The 17,656-nt window shown below is 66.7% G+C and carries 14 protein-coding genes and 1 pseudogene; 8 read left to right on the top strand and 7 right to left on the bottom strand.

Annotation, left to right across the window (positions count from 1 at the left end; all coding sequences use genetic code 11):
- Positions 1-43 precede the first annotated feature (43 nt).
- Together VN461_01235 and VN461_01230 are read right to left on the bottom strand one after the other, a co-directional pair.
- Entirely contained in the window at positions 44-547 is a 504-nt protein-coding gene (locus tag VN461_01235) for a hypothetical protein (protein HXB53374.1), read from the bottom strand.
- Positions 548-621: 74 nt separating this feature from the next.
- The gene (locus VN461_01230; GenBank protein ID HXB53373.1) at positions 622-1,821 is read right to left on the bottom strand and encodes a GAF domain-containing sensor histidine kinase; all 1,200 of its coding nucleotides are present in this window, start codon (positions 1,819-1,821) and stop codon (positions 622-624) included.
- A 217-nt stretch (positions 1,822-2,038) separates the two neighbouring features.
- Here VN461_01230 and VN461_01225 point away from each other — a divergent pair, with 217 nt between their 5' ends.
- From VN461_01225 to VN461_01210, 4 genes are read left to right on the top strand one after another with little or no spacing between them, the layout of a single operon-like run.
- Entirely contained in the window at positions 2,039-3,016 is a 978-nt protein-coding gene (locus VN461_01225; GenBank protein ID HXB53372.1) for an ATP-binding cassette domain-containing protein, read from the top strand.
- Positions 3,013-3,801 carry an ABC transporter permease gene (locus VN461_01220; GenBank protein ID HXB53371.1) on the top strand — a complete coding sequence of 263 codons (789 nt, stop codon included), beginning with the start codon at positions 3,013-3,015 and terminating at the stop codon, positions 3,799-3,801. Before VN461_01225 ends, VN461_01220 begins: the two co-directional genes overlap by 4 nt.
- Positions 3,802-3,803: 2 nt before the next feature.
- Positions 3,804-5,390, top strand: a complete 1,587-nt coding sequence (locus tag VN461_01215) for a GldG family protein (protein HXB53370.1) — start codon at positions 3,804-3,806, stop codon at positions 5,388-5,390.
- Positions 5,387-6,829, top strand: coding sequence for a DUF4340 domain-containing protein (locus VN461_01210; GenBank protein ID HXB53369.1), 1,443 nt, complete (start codon positions 5,387-5,389; stop codon positions 6,827-6,829). Before VN461_01215 ends, VN461_01210 begins: the two co-directional genes overlap by 4 nt.
- On the opposite strand, the gene VN461_01205 is transcribed toward VN461_01210, so the two are convergent.
- A complete protein-coding gene (locus VN461_01205; GenBank protein HXB53368.1) occupies positions 6,807-7,133 on the bottom strand; it encodes a cytochrome c in 327 nt (108 codons plus the stop codon). The genes VN461_01210 and VN461_01205 overlap by 23 nt on opposite strands.
- 125 nt (positions 7,134-7,258) lie before the next feature.
- The gene (locus tag VN461_01200) at positions 7,259-7,906 is read right to left on the bottom strand and encodes a peptidylprolyl isomerase (protein HXB53367.1); all 648 of its coding nucleotides are present in this window, start codon (positions 7,904-7,906) and stop codon (positions 7,259-7,261) included.
- An 84-nt stretch (positions 7,907-7,990) separates the two neighbouring features.
- On the opposite strand from VN461_01200, the pseudogene VN461_01195 reads away from it, so the two are divergent.
- Positions 7,991-8,551 (top strand): annotated as a pseudogene (locus VN461_01195) (GTPase domain-containing protein).
- Positions 8,552-9,752: 1,201 nt separating this feature from the next.
- Entirely contained in the window at positions 9,753-10,001 is a 249-nt protein-coding gene (locus VN461_01190) for a hypothetical protein (GenBank protein ID HXB53366.1), read from the top strand.
- 330 nt (positions 10,002-10,331) lie between these two features.
- Here VN461_01190 and VN461_01185 read toward each other — a convergent pair whose 3' ends face one another.
- Positions 10,332-10,505, bottom strand: a complete 174-nt coding sequence (locus VN461_01185; GenBank protein ID HXB53365.1) for a hypothetical protein — start codon at positions 10,503-10,505, stop codon at positions 10,332-10,334.
- Between the two features lie 315 nt (positions 10,506-10,820).
- Between VN461_01185 and VN461_01180 the strand changes: the two genes are divergently transcribed.
- Positions 10,821-12,824: a TonB family protein gene (locus VN461_01180; protein HXB53364.1), complete on the top strand. Its 2,004-nt coding sequence runs from the start codon at positions 10,821-10,823 to the stop codon at positions 12,822-12,824.
- 221 nt (positions 12,825-13,045) lie between these two features.
- The gene (locus VN461_01175) at positions 13,046-13,570 is read left to right on the top strand and encodes a hypothetical protein (protein HXB53363.1); all 525 of its coding nucleotides are present in this window, start codon (positions 13,046-13,048) and stop codon (positions 13,568-13,570) included.
- 30 nt (positions 13,571-13,600) lie between these two features.
- On the opposite strand, the gene VN461_01170 is transcribed toward VN461_01175, so the two are convergent.
- The gene (locus VN461_01170) at positions 13,601-16,891 is read right to left on the bottom strand and encodes a hypothetical protein (protein HXB53362.1); all 3,291 of its coding nucleotides are present in this window, start codon (positions 16,889-16,891) and stop codon (positions 13,601-13,603) included.
- A 567-nt stretch (positions 16,892-17,458) separates the two neighbouring features.
- Positions 17,459-17,656: hypothetical protein (locus tag VN461_01165; protein ID HXB53361.1), on the bottom strand; the 198-nt coding region annotated here is incomplete at its 5' end.

Here is a 17,656-nt window from a genome sequence, read left to right as displayed (position 1 = left end):
GCGCGGACCCGAGAGGTGAACGAAGCTGAGCTGAGCCATTCGGCTAGGGGGCGGCGATGCCCTGGACGCTCCGGCTGCCGAGCCGGCGCTCCACTTTGTAGTCGGCTCCCATCCGCACCATGCCGGAGGAGCCCGCCCGCAAGTAGATCTGCGCGAGGGCGTCCCGGAAAGCGGGATTCTGGAACATGCCCTCGGGTGGTCCCCCGGAGGTGTAGTGGCCCTCGGACTTGATAACCACCTGGATTTCCTGCCCGGGCAGAAGCGGCTTCTGGGCGGAGGTGACCTGCAGGAAACCCGAGGCCCAGGGCTCCTCCTTCTCTCCCGTACGGCGAAAATCAGCGCGGCACTGGATGGGCCGCGCGGGCTTGGGGCTCTTGTTCCTCAGCCGGAAGCGGACGACGGGGGCGATGTACTGCGTAGCGCCCCGGGGCGGGTCCACCGCCCAGTAGGTCTCCACGGCCGTGACCTCCAGCTCTGTCTTCGGGTCGGGCGTCCGGCACGCCACCAGGGCGCCAAGGAGGAGGGCCAAGGCGAGGCCGGGGCGCATGCAATCGATTCTATACTCCTCCGGGCAGACCCTGCGGCCGCCACGGACGGCGCGGGAAGCGCGAACGGCGCGTCTTAGGACGCCGGCTCCGATCGGGGCGGGGAGGGCACGCCCAAGGGGAGGGCGATCCGGAAGCGGGCCCCGTGCTCGGGTGGGGGCGGGGAGGGGAGGAGCTCCAGGGTCCCGCCGTGATCTTCGACGAAGCGCCGGGAAACGGCCAGCCCCAGCCCCGTTCCCTTCTTCTTGCCGAAGGTCGCGAAGGGCTGGAAGACGCGCTCCTGGACCTCGGCCGCCACCCCCGGCCCCTCGTCGGCGAGGGTCAGGACGAGCCTGGAGTCCGCTTCGTTGTTCCCGGATTCGAGGACCGCGCTCAGGTACAGCCGGCCCGTGCCCCCCATGGCGTCGCGCGCATTGGCGGCGATGTTGCCCACGGCCCGCCGCAGCTTGTCCACGTCCAAGGCGGCGGAGGCGCCGGGGGGGACGTTGAAGTCGCGCACCACCTCCAGGCCCGGCAGCTCGGCCGTCAGACCTCCCGCAAGCTCGTTCAGGAAGGCCGACACCCCGAGCGTGCGCCGGGCCAGGCGCCCGCTGCCGCGCACGAAGTCCAGCGTCTCCGCGGTCATCCGCTCCAAGCGGTCGACGCTCTGAACGATGAGGGTGGCCCGGGCGGCCACCTCCGCCGGGGTCAGGCCCGCTTCCACGAGCGTCTCCGCGTAGCCACGAATGATGGTCATGGGGCCTCGGAAGTCGTGGGCCAGCATCCCGGCCATGGTGCCGAGCGCAGCCATCCGCTCGGAGGCGATCAACTCCTTCTGGTACAGGTGGTTCTCGAGGGCGAGGGCGGAGCGGCTGGCCAGCAGGGTGAGGAGCCGCGCCTCCGCCCGGTGGTAGACGGATCGCCGCTGCCGCCGGGGCCGATCCAGCATGAGCATGCCCACGAGTCCGCTGCGGGCCATGAGGGGGACGAGGGCCCCCTCCCCATGCCCAGGGGTCTCCAAGACCTGGCCCTCGGAGATGAGGTAGCGCGCCTCTGGCAAGGGCGATCCCGGCTCCGCCGGCCGCAAGGGCTCGATCCGCGTCTCACCTCCTTGGAGGACCAACGAAAGGCCCTCGAAGGTCTCGAGCTTACGGTCCCAGAGGAGCAGGCGGGCACCCTCCACGTCCAGGGCCTCGGGCAGGGTGCGGGTCAAGACCTGCACGAGGCCCTCGAGGTCGGGGGCCTCCAGAACCCGGTCGGTAAGCCGCCTCAGGAGCGACGTGCGCGAGACAGTCATTGCGGATCTGTGTTTGACAGGCAGAGACCCCTCTCGCTATGATACGAACTCCCTGCGCGGGGGCCAAGCACCGCTAGATGCGAGGCTTCCGGCGGCAACGGCGCGCGCCCGATCGCGCCGGCGGGAACCCTGAACTAGTGGCGAGCCACCAAAAAAGGCCCGATCGGCGGCACGCGATTGCGCGCTTGGTCCGGACGAGCCCAGGAGCCGACAGAACATGATCGAGGTCGAGAACCTCACCAAAAGGTACGGCCGACACACGGCGGTGGACGCGATCTCGTTCAAGGTCGAGAAGGGCGAGATCCTTGGCTTCCTCGGACCCAACGGGGCGGGGAAGACCACGACCATGCGCGTCCTCACCTGCTATTTGCCCCCCACCGAGGGGACGGCCCGAGTGGCCGGCTACGACGTCTTCCGGGAACCGATGGAGGTCAAGAAGCGAACGGGCTACATCCCCGAGACCCCACCCCTCTATCCCGACATGGAGGTGGGGGAGTTCCTGCATTTCTGCGGCAAGATCAAGGGCGTGCCGTCCAAGGAGCGGGGGGCGCGCGTGGACGAGGCCATCGGGAAGTGCCGGATCGGCGACGTCCGCGGCACCCTGATCGGCAAGCTCTCCAAGGGGTACCGCCAGCGGGTGGGCCTGGCCCAGGCCATCCTCCACAACCCCGAGGTGTTGATCCTGGACGAGCCCACGGCCGGCCTCGACCCCAAGCAGATCATCGAGACCCGGGAGCTGATCAAGAGCCTGGGCGGCGACCATACCATCGTTCTCTCCACCCATATCCTGCCCGAGGTCTCCATGACTTGCGGACGGGTGGTCATCATCAACAAGGGCCGAGTCGTGGCGGAGGACACCCCCCATAACCTGACCCACCGGCTCAAGGGGGCGGGCACGTTCCGCCTGGAGATACGGGGGGAGCAGGGACCCGCTTTCGACGTCCTCCGCGGCGTGCCGGGGGTGGCCCAGATCCATCCCAAGAGCGACGGGCCGGGGGTGGCGGTCTTCGAGGTGGAGGCGGAGGCGGGGAAGGACATAAGGGCCGACCTGGCCTGGGCGGTGGTGACCAAGGGCTTCGGCCTGCTCGGCCTGCAGCAGGTGGGGATGAGCCTGGAGGAGGTCTTCCTCCACCTCACCACCACCGACACCATGGAGGAGCCACCCGCTCCCGTCGCCCCGGAGGTGACCGCGTGACCGCGCTCAGAAACATCGGCGCCATCGTCGAGAAGGAGTGGCGCCACTACTTCGGCAGCCCCATCGCCTATGTGGGGCTCTTCGTCTGGACCATGCTCTTCGGAGTCTTTTTCCACTACGCCTTCCGCTTCTTCCTCGAACGGTCCATGCGCGCCTCGGGGATGGAGTTCGGGGGCGGAGTCAAGATGTCCCTCAACGAGTTCCTGATCGGTCCCGTCCTCCACAACATGGCGGTGGTGGCCCTCTTCATCGCCCCCCTGCTCACCATGCGCCTCTTTGCGGAGGAGAAGCGGCAGGGGACGATCGAGCTTCTGGCCACGTCCCCCCTGCGCGACATCGAGGTCGTGGTCGGAAAGTTCCTGGCCGCGGCGGGGCTCTACGCCCTCATGATCCTGGCCGGCCTCCTGAACCTCGCCCTCGTTTTCTACTACGCCCCCACCCCCCCCGAGTGGAAGCCTATTCTCACCGGCGCCCTCGCCCTCCTCCTCCTGGGCTCCTGCTTCCTCGCCATGGGGCTCTTCGTCTCCACCCTCACCCGCAACCAGATCGTGGCCGGCATCCTCTCCTTCTGCCTGTTCCTGGTGATGTGGACGCTGGGCTGGGCCGACGACCCCAGCGCGGGGCCCCTGATGAAGGCGGTGGCCTATCTGGGTGTGACCACCCACATGGAGGACATGGTGAGGGGGGTTCTGGACCTGAAGGACCTGGTCTTCTACCTGAGCGTGGTGGCTTTCGGGCTCTTCCTGGCCCACCAGTCGGTGGAGAGCCAGCGGTGGAGGGCCTGATTATGAAGCGGGCCATTGATCTTCTCGCTCCCCTGGGCCTCCTCGTCGTCGTGGGCTCGCTGGCCTGGGTGGTCTTCACGGGGCGGACCCTCCCCGGGGGGCCTGGCCCCTATCTGCTCGCGGGGTTCGCCCTCGCTCTCGCCCACCTCGTTCTGCGGTGGGAGGACGTCGTGGGCCGCTTGGGCCGACGTCAGATGAAATACGGGACCAACACTGCGGTTCTCGTGGTCGTGGTCCTGGTCATCCTGGGCCTGGTCAACTACTTGGTCTTCCGGCACACCCGGCGCTTCGACCTCACCAAAGGCCAGCGCTATAGCCTCTCCGATCAGACGCGGAAGGTCCTGGCTGGCCTCAAGGAGGAGGTGAAGGTCACCTACTTCGCGCGCGGCCTGGACCTCGCCCGCGGCCAGGAACGGCTGAAGGAGTTCCAGAGCGTCACCCCCAAGATCCAGGCCGACTTCGTGGACCCCGTGGCCAACCCCGCCCGGGCGCAGGCGTACGACGTGCGGGGCCCCTGGCCGATCCTGGTCGTGGAGAAGGGGACGAGCCGGGAGCGGATCACCAACGATACCGAGCAGGACATCACCAACGCCCTCATCAAGGTCACCCGGGACAAGAAGAGGACGGTCTGCTTCGCGGAAGGGGAGGGCGAGCGGTCAGAGGACGACACCGGGGAGCGAGGTCTCTCGGCGGCCAAGGCCGCCCTCGCCAAGAACCAATACGAGACCAAGAAGGTGCTGCTCCTGCGGGAGAAGAAGGTGCCCGCGGAGTGCACCGTGCTCGTAGTGGCGGGGCCGGAGAAGGACCTTCTGCCCGAGGCCGTCGACGCCATCCGTTCTTTCGTGAAGGCCGGGGGCAAGGCGCTTGTGATGGTGGAGCCCGAGCTGAAGGAGGCCTATCCCAACCTGGTCGCCCTCCTGAAGGAGTGGAACATCCAGGCCGGCAAGGACATCGTGGTGGACGTCTCCGGCATGGGCCAGCTCTTCGGGGCGGGGGAGTTGACGCCGATCGTGGCCGAGTACCCCTACCACGAGATCACCAAGGACTTCCGGGTCATGACCGCCTTCCACATGGCGCGGAGCATGGAGGCGGGCAAGGGAACCGTGGAGGGGGTCACTGCGCAAAACCTCCTGCAGACCTCGCGTGAGTCCTGGGCGGAGAGCGACCTCTCCCTCAAAGGCCGCATCGAGTTCAACGAGGGCAAGGACCGGCGCGGCCCCATTTCCCTGGGCGCGGCGGCCACGATCCGGGCCCCCGAGCCCGTTCCCTCTCCCTCGCCGTCTCCCTCTCCCTCCCCGGGAGCGGAGCCGCCCCCGAAGGCTCCGGAGGGGCGGGTGGTGGCGATCGGGGATTCCGACTTCGCGAGCAACGCGCTCCTCGGATTCCAGGGCAACAAGGACTTCTTCCTGAACGGGGTGGCCTGGCTCTCCGAGGACGCGGACCTCATCGCCATCCGGCCCAAGGAGCCCGACGACCAGCGCCTGTTCCTGACCCAGCAGCAGCAGCTGAACGTGAAATTGATAGCCCTCTTTCTACTTCCCGGCGCCTTCGTGGTGGCCGGTATCTCGACTTGGTGGCGCCGGAGATGAAGGCGGGGGAGTTCTGGAAGACCTACCTCGCCCTCGCCGTCCTGGCCGGGCTCGTGGCCTACCTTTATTTCGTGGAGGCCAAGCAGGAGGACAAACCCGAGAAACCGAAGGAGAAGGTCTTCACCCTCGACAAGGCCAAGGTCAAGGAGCTCACCCTCCTCCCGAGCGGCGGGGAGACGATCCGCCTCGTCAAGGAGGGGAGCAACTGGACGATGGCCGCGCCCAAGGCCCTGCCCGCGGACGGTCCCGCCGCGGACTCCCTGGTCTCGACGCTCGAGTCTCTGGAAGTCGATGAAGTGGCGACGGCCAGCGCGCCCCACTTGGCCGACTTCGGCCTGGAGAACCCCAAGCTCACGGTGGGCATCCTCCTCCAAGGCGCGACCGAGCCCCTGAAGCTGCTCCTGGGCGAGAAGCTGGCGGACGGCAGCGGGATCTACGCCAAGCTTCCGACCCAGCCCCGCGTCTTCACCATCCCCTCCTACGTCGAGGGCTCCCTCAACAAGAAGCCTTTCGACCTGCGCGACCGCGACCTCCTGCACGTCAAGCGCGACGCGGTCAAGACCCTGGATATCAGCGGTCCCGGGGACAGCTACGCGCTCGCCCGCGACGACAAGGGGGAGTGGGCGTTCACCAAGCCATTGACCACTCGGGCCGGGCGCTGGTCGGTGGACAGTCTCCTGGGCACGATCGAGAACCTGCGCATGGAGTCGGTGGCGGCGGAAGAGGCCGCCGACCTGAAGCCCTTCGGCCTGGCCAAGGCGGCGCGCACGGTGACGGTGGGGCTCTCCGACGGGACTACCAAGACCCTCGAGATCGGGAGCGCGTCCGAGGAGGAGAAGACCTCGAAGGACAAGGACAAGGACAAGGACAAGGACAAGGACAAAAAGAGCAAGAAGGATTCGTCCAAGGAGAAGCCGACCAAGTACTACGCGCGGGATGCGAGCCGGCGGCTGGTGGCCGTGATCCCCGCCGCCCTCGAGGACGACCTCGCCAAGGGAATGAAGGAACTGCGGGCGAAGCGCTTGCTCGAGGTCGCGACCTACGAGGTGGAGGGCGTCGAGGCCCAGCTGGGAGCCCAGAAGCGCGTCTACACCAAGGCCGCTCAGAAGGACCCCAAGGGCCCGGAGACCCCCAAGTGGAAGCGGACCGCCCCCGAGGCCAAGGATCTGGAGTCCACCAAGGTGGAGGACGCCCTTTTCAAGCTGGGCGGGCTCGAGGTCCAGGAGTTCATCGACGCGCCCAAGGACCCGCCCGTCTACGGCCTCGACGCCCCCGCCTTCCGGCTCACGCTGCGCTTCGGGGCCACCAAGCCCGAGGTCTCGGTGGAGCTGGGCAAGAAGGACGGCGCCGTCTATGCCCGGCGGACGGGCGACCTGTCCCTGCTCAAGCTGGACCCCGCCAAGGCCGAGGAATTGATCAAGGCCTTTCAGGAGCTTTAGGGGCGGCAGCGGCGAGCGACCGCACGAAGGCCACGAGCTTCCAGCGGTCCTCTTCGAAGGGGATCTTTTCCGCCATGGCCGGCATCAGGATCTCCTTGCCCCGCCGGCGACCGTTCGTCACCTTCCAAAGGATCTCGCCGTCCGTGAGCAGCCCCTGAAAAACGGGATCGCTGAGGTCGGCCGGCTCCGCGGCGAGAGCCGCCGCCGCCGAGCCGTCGCCCCGGCCCTTGTCCCCGTGGCAGCGAGTGCAGTGGATCTGGAAGAGGGCCCGGCCCTTGGCCAAGGCGGCGGGGGTCGCGGCCACCGGCGACTTTCGATCCCGTTCCGCGGGGGGAGGGTCCCAGCTATCCCCCGGGGCGCCGGGCGGCGCCCCGGAGAGAGGGGCACCCGCGAGCAGTAAGCAAAGCGCCCCCGCGCCCACCCGCGGGCTCACGGCTTGGGAGACCCGACCGGGCTAGGCGAGGCTGGCTTGGGAGAGGTGGGCGCGGGGGAGACGGGCGCCGCCGCCGGCACCTCGCGGGCGGTCTTGATGACCACTGGGGTCTCGGGCACGTTCTCATGTATCCCCTTTGTGGTCGTGGGCACGTTGACGATCTTGTCCACGACGTCCATGCCTTCCAGGACCTCCCCGAAGACGGCGTAGCCGGCGCCCCGGATCCCGAAATCGAGCGCGTGATTGTCCTTCACGTTGATGAAGAACTGGGAGGTGGCGCTGTTGGGGTCGTCGAGGCGGGCCATGGCCAACGTGCCGCGGGAGTTGCGCAGACCGTTCCTGGCCTCGTTCTTGATCGGCGGGCGCGTGGGTCGCTCCGTCATGTCGGGGTCGAGACCCCCGCCCTGGATCATGAAATTCGGCATCACCCGGTGGAAGATGGTCCCGTCGTAGTGGCCGGAGTGGATGTACTTCATGAAGTTGTCGACCGTGATCGGGGCTTTGTCCTTGTGAAGGCCGATCTTGATCCTCCCCATCGACGTGGTCAGGACCACCACGGGACCGTCGGGGAGTGGCCGGGGCGTCGGCTCCGGCGTCGGGGCCTGGAGAAGGGCGAGCAGGAGCGGCGCGGCGGCGACAATCATAGGGTGCCTCCCTTATAGAAGGGGCCATTCTACCAACAGGGCGGTTGCTCGGCTCCGCGGAGAGCCTTAGAATGCTCTAAGTACATGGTTCTCTTCAATTACTCCACCAAAGAACTCACGGCCAAGGTCGTCTACTACGGTCCCGGCCTCTGCGGAAAGACGACCAACCTCCAGTGGATTCACGAGAAGGTGCCCATCAAGAACAAGGGCAAGATGCTCTCCCTGGCCACGGAGACCGACCGGACGCTCTTTTTCGACTTCCTGCCCATCGAGATCGGAACCATCCGGGGCATGAAGACCCGCATCCAGCTCTACACCGTGCCCGGCCAGGTCTTCTACAACGCCACCCGGCGCATGGTCCTGAAGGGGGCGGACTGCGTGGTCTTCGTCTGCGACACCCAGGAACCCATGCTGGAGGCCTGCCTGGAGAGCTACGAGAACCTCCGGCAGAACCTGGAGGCCAACGAGATCGATCCCGACGAGATCCCCATGGTCCTGCAGTACAACAAGCGGGACCTGCCGAACGCCCTCCCCATCGAGATCCTCAACGAGCGGATCAACCCCCGCAACTTCCCGTTCTACGAGGCGGTCGCGCTCAAGGGGATCGGGGTGGAGGAGACGCTCAAGGGCGTCACTAAGCTCGTCTTCAAGTCCCTCTCCGCCCGATACGGGACGGATGCCTCCTCCGCTTCCTCCCCCGCCTCAGCACCCGCCCCCCCGGCCCCGCGGGCCGCCGCCCCCCCCGCGGCCGCCCCCCGGCCCCCGTCCCGGACGGCTACGATCCCGCCCGCCGCCGGTCGGCCGCCCATGTCGAGCGCCGAGGACCTGCTCGATCTCGATGCCGAGCCCGCGGCACCGGTCCACCGCGGGGATACCGCCGAGATCCCGTTGATCGTGGAGGAGGATGAGGTCGCGACCCCACTCCCCGCCCCGATCCGCAGTCCCGAGCCCAAGGGCGGGACCCTTATCTCGACCCCCGACGAGGCGCAGGACCTGCGGAGGCGGATCAGCATTCCCTCCGCGGACTTCGATGTGAACCTGGAGGCGATCGAGGAAGAGGAGGACGAGATCGAGGAGATTTCGCTGGAGAGCGAGCCCCTCCCGCCCCTCCGGCGGGCGGGCCCGCCTCCCCCCGGCCCCCTCCCGGCTCCTCCTCGCGCGCCGGTTCTCGCACCCGCGCCCGTGCCGACCCCGCCTCGCCCCGCGGCCCCGCCCCGCGGCCCCGCCCCGCCCCGCCCCGCCCCGCCCCCTCCGATTGAGGTCGAAGTTCTGGGCGGCTCGTCGCAGGCCGAGGTCTCGGTCCCCATCGAGCTCAACCTGGAACCCGGCACCACCCTGGTGAACCTGAGCCTGCGTCTAGTCTTAAAGATCAAGCCCCCGCGGTAACTCGGAAGGTCGGGGAACGGCCTTCCGGATGCGCCGCTTCGAGGGCACGCGCTCTTGGGGGCCCGGTGTTCCCACCGGGGTTTAGGCTCGTGGGACAGGGGGGGCTGCTCGCCTCGCGCCGGGAACAGCCGCCCGGTTCCATCTAGTGGTATCTGGGTTCCCAGCCTGGCCACGCGGCGGGGCCCGCCACACCGCCCAACCCGCGCCAATGCCTGGTCCCAGCCTTCTTCGGTTGCCGGCACGGTTTGTGCTCGCGTGGGAGGATTCAGGAAAAAACCTGAGGAACGCGAGGTGAGAGTACGACGGACAGCATCGTGAACGTCTGGTCGATCCCAACAGCGAAATAAAGAACCCGTCGACAGGTCAATCGACTGTTGACTGGGGGTTCTCGGCCGCACGCCGTAGAGCGTGCGTCAGCATCAATTTGGTTCCACCGCGGACGGAGAATCGGGGGTGAACCGTGACAAAGGCCGCCCAGCCAACTGCATTTGGGCGCTACGAGGTGGATGGTGCGGTTCTCGCCGCCGTAACGGACTGGCGCTACATTCCGGCCCAGAAAAACGGGGTCAAGGTGAGAACGCGCGTTCGTGTCCTGCAGGCCTTTGGCGGCAACGGGGAACTCAATTCCGGCCTTGTCTCGTCCAAGGTACCGGCGGTGCTTCGGGAGACGGAGAAAGACCTGGCCTATGGAAAAGGCGGACCGCAATGACACCGGAGTCTGGATCCCGAACGTGCCGTTCACGCCTGCGGCGTCCGCCAAAACGTCAGCGGGGAGTCCTTCCCAAGAACCAGACACCGGTCCATCGGTACGAATTAACTGTACCCTCGAGATCCGCGGCACTGCCTAGGTTTCAGTTTGGGTGGGCACCCCGACGCGAGAGTTGCGCAAGGGCAAGCGGAGGGCTCCCAGGCGGGCGCCGCGCAGACCGACGAGCGCTGCACGTCCTCGTGCGGGCCTTGTTCGTGTCGAAGGGCTCGAGCGCGGAAAGCAACTTCGTGAACGTCTGGTCGAAGGAGGGCAGCGTCTTGCGCTGTGGCATCAGGGGGTGGTGGGGGCGAGCACGTCGTTCTTGACGAACCGGTGGTTGATCCCGCGCTTCTTCAGGGCGGCCACCCCCCGGCCCAAGGCCTCGTAAGCCGCCCGGACCTTGTCCGCCCACTCGACCCGCGACTCGAGAGTCTCCGCGAGCCTCCGCTTCAGGAACGTGTCCACCCGCTGGCGATAGGAGCGTGGGGAGCGGTGACAATTCCAGCACGAAGCCTGCCGACACCGTGCGTGGCACATCGAGCAAACCCTGCCGATCAGCGAGGCCCCAAGTTGCTGGCCCGTACGCACTTGTGCCACAAACGAAATAAGAGGCGCGGCGATGCGTAAATGACAGTTGACTGAGGGTTCTCGGCCTCACATCTTTAGAGAGTTGCGACGCTCTGGGACCAACACCCTGGCAAGGCCGCGGTCGTCGCACTAGCCCCGCAAGGGGTGCTAGTTGATTTGGTGCCGCCGTCGGCGGAGAACCGGAGGTGAACCTTGCCAAAACCCGACAAGGAAAGCACCGGACCCCTGGAGAGGGCCCTCGATCTGCAACTGGTCCAGGATCCCCTCCCGACCGCATTTGGGCGTTACGAGGTCCAGGGCTTGGTGGGCGAGGGCTCGATGGGCCGGGTCTACCGGGCCTACGACCCCATGGCGAAACGCGTCGTCGCCATCAAGACGCTGAAGACCGAATACCTGAGCGGTACCCGGGGCGAAGAGTACTTGAAGCGCTTCCGCCGGGAGGCCCAGGCCGCGGGCAACTTGGCTCACCCCCACATCACCACCGTCTTTGACGTCGGCGACGACTTCTTCGTGATGGAGCTCCTTGAAGGCGTTACTCTCCACCGACGGCTGCAGCAGGTGGGCCAGCTCGAACTTGCCGAGGCGTTGCAGATCTTGGGTCCGATTGCCGAGGGTCTCGACTATGCGCATAGCAAGGGCACGATCCACCGCGACATCAAGCCTTCAAACATCATGATCTTGCCGGACGGCCGCCCCAAGATCATGGACTTTGGGGTCGCCCATCTCACCTCCACCGCGGTGACGGCGGCCGGCGATTTCGTCGGCTCACCCTCCTACATGGCGCCGGAGCAGATCACGTCCAGCCAGGCCTCCGCGCGCACGGATCTTTTCTCCCTCGCGGTGGTGGCTTACGAGACGCTCACGGGGAAGAGATGCTTTGAGGGAGAGTCCATCGCCCAGATCGTCCACAACGTCGTCAACGCCGATCCTCCTCCTCCCTCGTCCCACAACCCGGCGCTTCCCCCGCGTTTCGATGAGGTCTTCCGACGCTCCCTGGCCAAGGACCCGAGCACCCGCTTCCCCAGCGGCGCCTCCTTCGTGGCTGCGCTTGGCCGAAGAAGCGGCGATGCCGCCGGCCCGGCCGCAACTCCCGTGGCTCCAGTCCCATCCGCAGACGGCGCCGATGCGGCTGGTGTTGTGGCGACACACGACCTCAAGGAGGTCGAGTGGAAGGTGCCTGGGCCGGCGACAGCCTCCTCCGCGTGGTCGTTCTCGCACCGCAACTCGCTCCTCGCCTTGGGAGCCCTGGTTCTCTCCGCGGTGGCGGCCACCGTCGCGCTCCGCCGCTCCGCCGCTCTCCAACCGTCTGCGCAGGGGCGGTCCTCCGTCCCGACGGGGGGACTCGAGATCGCGACCGAGCCCGTGGGCGCCCAGGTCTGGGTGGATAGCGCGGAGGCGGGGAAATCGCCGCTGTCTCTGGCCGGGGTCCGTCCGGGCCGACACGCGATCCGGGTCGCCCTCCCTGGGTTCTCCTCCGCGGAGTTGGCCCTGGACGTACCCGCGGGAGCGTTCGGCGTGCCCCTTCGGTTCACCCTGCAGCCGGTGAGCGCAGTCCTTGAGGTCCACTCGGACCCGGAGGGAGCGGAGGTGGTCATCGACGGTCAGCCCAGGGGAACCACGCCCCTCGAGGGCCTTTCCCTACGGCCCGGCGAGCACGGGGTGCAGCTGACCCGGAACGGGTTTGCTCCCTGGGTGCAGACGGTCCAGGCACGCGCGGGCGACCGGATCCCCCTGCTCGGTCGGCTCCAAGGCCAGCCGAGCGCCGATCTCAGCGAGCACCTGCGGAGCCTGGGGTGGGTCCGCGAGGGGGACTTCCTGGAACCGGGTCCGGATGTGACACCCCCCCGGAAGATCTCGGGGGAGACCGCTCCCTACCCCGAGCCGGCCCGGAGGCTGAAGCTGGGGGGGATGGTCGCGATCGAGATGACGGTGACGGTGGCGGGCGAGCCTGCGGAATTGCGCGTCGTGGAGTCCGCGGGAGAGGTCCTGGATGATGCGGTTCTCGCCGCCGTCCGCAACTGGCGCTACGCTCCGGCCCAGAAGAACGGGGTCAAGGTTCGAACGCGGGTTCGCGTCGAGCAGACCTTCAGCGGTAAGGGCGCGCTCAATTCTTCAGGTCTTCTCCCGTCCAAGCTTCGAGCCGTGCTTCGGGAAACGGAGAAGGACGCACCGCGAGGCGATGCGGAGCATCCGTGAAACCAGGGTGGCGCGGTGCCGCCGTGAACGCCCCGAAGCCATTTCGGGCCGTACGCGTAGCCGCCGGATCTTTGTCGGGGAGCCTCTGAAGACCACGAGACCGGAGCAGTTAAACCCGGGTGGACCTGCCTACTCTAGGCTGCCCCTCAGACTCCACCCACGCGCCGAGGACCCCGCGCGCCCCCGGGGACGTTTCAAGCGGGCGGCGAGGGCCACGGTCCGTGACGCTCACTGCATTCGGCCGCTACCGGGTCGCGGGGGAGATCGGCGACGGGGCGATGGGCCGGGTCTATCGGGGGTTCGCTCCCCTGTTTGCGCGACCCGTGGCCATCAAGACCATAAAGTCCGAGTACCTGACCCACACTACCCGCGACGAGTACCTTCGGCGGTTCCGCCGGGAGGGGCCCGCCGCTGGCTGGCTCTCCCACCCGAACATCACCTGCCCGGCTCTGATCGAGTCGGCCAATAAGGACGCCCCTTCAGCTGGGGATGTGATCGCGGCCGTGAATGGCATTCGGGTCAGGAGCTATCGGCAGTTCACGGCCCTGAATACGGTCGAGTGTGACACCGTTAGCTTGGCTGCATTCCTCCTGCGGAGACAAGGCTCGTATCGCGAAGTGGTTGTTGATTGCAAGCGGGTCTCGGCGGTCCTTTCGTCCGCTTCTTGGCCAGGTAGTGCCACACTCCGAGATATTCATTCGGAAGCAGCTCTGCAGGCCGGCTGGAGCATCACTGAGAGGGGCTAGAGAAGTGGGCGCGGGCAGGATCCGTCACGCTTAAGGACCGAAACGACGCCGCTTGAACAACCCCTTGATCTCCACGTACCTGCCCGCTCGCCAGACCACAACCGTCATGTTTGGATCGTCGGTGAAGCCCCGCACACAGAGATACTGATCCTCGTTTCCGATGCGATAGCCATCGATCGCTACGATCACGTCGCCAACCTTGATACCAAATCGACGGAGCTTCCCGGTAGTCTGCCCTATTCGCAGTCCGTTTTGATCCGACGGGGGAGCGCTGAAGTCGGAGAGTGAAACCAGCTCCAATCCCTGCGGAAACAACGCCTTCAATGCGTTGGCCGCTTGGGCCGCGAAGCCCGAGCCAGGAGCCCTATGCTCCCGGCGAATGTAGAAGGACAGCAGTTCTGTTGGGCGGTTATACCGTTGCTCGATCGTCTTGAAAAACGACTCGGCCTCCGTGTAATTGCCCAAGCGCTCGAGAACTCGGCCCATGGTCTGAAGGCCCGCTCCCGAGTAGACCGCAGCCGCGATCTGGGCGACCCCAACTGCCTTCTCCTTGTTGCCCCCATCGAAGTAGTAGTTGACGAGCCAATCAGAGTCCTGGGCCACAGCCAAACGGTCAGGTGCAGCATCGACTGCCCGCTGATAGGCGAGAGCAGCTGGTTCATCCATCTCGTGGTCGGCAAGGTAGTCGCCGAGAGCGAGGCATTCGCCGGCGTTCAGGTCACAGAGGGGGCTAGCAAGGCGAAGGTAGTCGGCGGGATTGCCCGTCGCCAGATTCGCTCTCTCGCGCATGAGCCCTCGATCATAGCCAACGAGCAAACCGGCAGCAGCGTCGAGCTGTTCCAAAGTCAGCTTGTTCCCGTACTTCAGACGCACATAGGCCTGCACCAGAGACCGTTGAAAAGGAGCCAGCTTGAGGAGGCCCTCAAGCTGGAGGGGGCCGTAGGCGTCATCGGCGGGAGCGGCTATCACTCGACGATCGACGTCAAACGCCGTTCCGCGCAGAGGCGCCTTCGAAAACCAGCGCACATAGTCTGGAAGGGCACCGGAGTCGCGCGCGCGTCCGCAGACTCGAAACACTCTGTCCCAGTTTGATGCAGTAGGAAGCTCGGGTGTGTCTCTGAAGAGGAGGAGAGTGTTATCGCATGCCTCCTCCTCGGACTTGGTCTTGCGCAACTCCATGAAATTTCCGGGTATCCTTGTTGTAGCCTTGCGCGTCCGTTCGTCGAACAGTCCCGACTGCCATTTGAAGAACACGAGCGGGTAGAGCCGGAGCGATTCAAACTGGCGCGCGGCCTCATCTCTGAAGGACGCCCCCTCGTCCTTGAGGCCCTGGAGAGACCGTATGAAGAACTCATCCTCAACCAGGGCATGGCAGAGATGCCTTTGTGACGAGTAAGCCCAACTGCCCCAGTCCAGTGCCTCGGGACGGATCTTCCCGTCTTCCCGCCGGGCAATGCACCGAACGGGAAGCATGTTGAGTACTTTGGGGGCATCGTCGGGGTGGAGCGCCTGACCCCGAGAGAGCTTCCAGATCTCCGCCAGCTGCCCCATTTCCGCGGCCACGGCGGCAGAGGCGAAGACGTTCCCCGTCTGAACACCGAGGTTCTCCTGAAGTGTGATTCGCCCCCAGTCGGGTACGGCCTCGGGTTGCCGCTTCTGCAGGAGCTCGAGAACCGCGGGACCGCCAACGCTGGTGGAGAGAGCGCGAAAGTACTCGAGCCGCTCGAGCAGGCTCGCCTTCGGGGGATCGGCCACCACGCGATAGTCGTGACTGTTCCGCATCTCGAGGGCGTTGACCCACGCGGTTTCCGGAGGTTGGAGGGGGGCGCGAGCCCTGCCCGTGGCGAGCCGGTCCATGGCGTCGCGTTGGCGACCCGCCAACGTCAGAAGTAGAGTCTCCGCGTACGTTCCCTCGAGGCTTATGGGCCTGGTTTGGCGAAGGGCCTCGGCCATCGCAAGATGCGCGGTCATGCGCGAGAGCGTGCGCCGATTGTCCGAGAAAGTGCCTGCCGACTCACGCAGGCCAAATGCTCCGAGGAGGAAGGCCGCCTGCTCGTGGGCCAGAGGATCCCGTATGTCTGCAGCCAGCATGCCCGAGATGCGTTGGTTCTCGTGCTCGAGGTTAGAAGCTTGCAGATCCGTGAGGGCTCCAAGAAGCGAAGCCTGGCTCACGCTGCCCGCCGCTGCGGCCTTCAGACCAGCGCGGCCCAACAGCAACTGGGCGAAGTTGAGGTAACTCTTCGGAGACCAGATGTGCTCATCGAGGACAACGACCGCACTCACCGGCGCCGCCTTCGGGAGAGCGACGCTCACGTCAAAGCTCGGGGGGCCCGTTGAAGAACTCGGCGACGGCTGACCCTCGATGGTGATGGCACCGGACTCAAGGAGGGAGCGGTCCTTGCCGTACGCGACCATCTCCCCGATGTCGCGGGTGATCTCACCGACTATCCACGCCTCTTCGTTTCGATACGCCCACCGTGGCTCGGGCCGGACGGCTGCCGGTCTGCCGTCACCGTAGAAGCCGACACCGTTACCGGCCAACGTCGTGATGATTCCCGACCGATCCACTCTGCGGATGCGACAGTGTCGGGCATCCGCAATCAGCAGGGTCTCCGACGGAGCGACGGCCACCGACACCGGCGTTCCCAGGCCGGCCTCTGCGGACGGGCGGCCGTCGCCTGAAAACCACTCGGTAGCGCCGCCCACGAGCGTGGAGATGACCCCGGATGTGCTGACCCGGCGAACGCGACCGTTGCCCGCGTCGGCGATGAGAAGGTTACCCCTCGCGTCCAGAGCAACACCTGACGGGTCCTTGAGAGACGCCGCGGTCGCGGGACCACCATCGCCGCTAAACCCGGCCTTCCCGTTGCCGGCAACGGTGGAGATGGTACGGTTGGCACTGATCTTCCGGATCCGGTGGTTTCCTCTGTCCGCGATGTAGAGGCTGCCCGCGTCGTCGACGGCCACGCCCTGCGGCGAAGAGAGGCGGGCCTTCAAGGCAGGTCCCCCGTCCCCGCTCTCTCCTGGGAAACCATCGCCCGCCAACGTGTCAATCGATCCCGTCTTTGCATCGAGACGTAGCAGGCGTTGAGCCCCGCGGTCGACGATGTAGAGGTTCCCGGCATCGTCTAGGGCCACTCCTGCGGGCCGCAGAAGAGGCCCCTCCGCGGCGGCCCCCGCGTCCATTTGCTCACCAGGGGGCCGAGTCCCGGCGACCGTGGTGATGATTCCGCTGACGGCATCGATCCGCCGTATCCGGCCCCCGGCCTCGTCGGCGACGAAGACATTGCCGGATCGGTCTAGGGCAAGTCCCGATGGCATCTTGAGCTCTGCCAATCGTGCAGCTTCCCCATCCCCGTTGGAACGACTGAGCATCCTTGGCCCACCCCCCGCGAACACCGTGAGGGTCCCGGTAGGATCCACCTTGAAGACCCGACCCGCCGGTTGGCCCCCGGTTCGCAACTCAGCGGCTATGTAGGTGTTGCCGCTCTTGTCGACGACGACACTTCTCGGAATGCCGAGCCCTACCGAGAGGGCCGGCACCGGTGGAAGGGCGGGTGGCTCCCAGCCCGTCCCGGCACGGGATGACGCTGCGCACAGCGCCCACAGCAGCCCGACCGCAAGCGGCACAAGTCGCCGCTGATCCTCAGAGTGGTCCCCGGGCGGAGCGTGCATGCGGTTGCCTCCGCGGCCAGCCGCCAGCATGACACTCCAGTCTAAGGGGGCCTGCTTGGCTACGGCAAGAGCTTCGTCCCCTGGCGCTTGTCGAGCGCCTGGGTCCCCTCGTCGAGACCGCCCGGCGGCGCGCCGGACTCGTGACCCCGCGGTCTCCGTCCGCCGCACCGAGCTCGACCTCGATGCTCCTCGAATAACGGCGGCGCCGCTCCCCTAGTCTCCGGCGGGCGCGGCGAATACCGAGGAGCGCTGCACGTCCTCGTAGCGGATCTTGGTCGTGTCGAAGGCCTCGAGGGCGGAGAGCAGCTTGGTGAAGGTCTGGTCGAAGGAGGGCAGCGTCTTGCGCTGCCGCGTCAGGGGTGTGGTGCGGGCGAGCACGTAGTTCTTGACGAAAGGATGCTTGATCCCCCG

The organism is Vicinamibacteria bacterium, assembly GCA_035570235.1.
In the GTDB taxonomy this organism is placed as follows: Bacteria; Acidobacteriota; Vicinamibacteria; order Fen-336; family Fen-336; genus DATMML01.
This window is presented reverse-complemented; position numbering and strand designations above follow the sequence as displayed.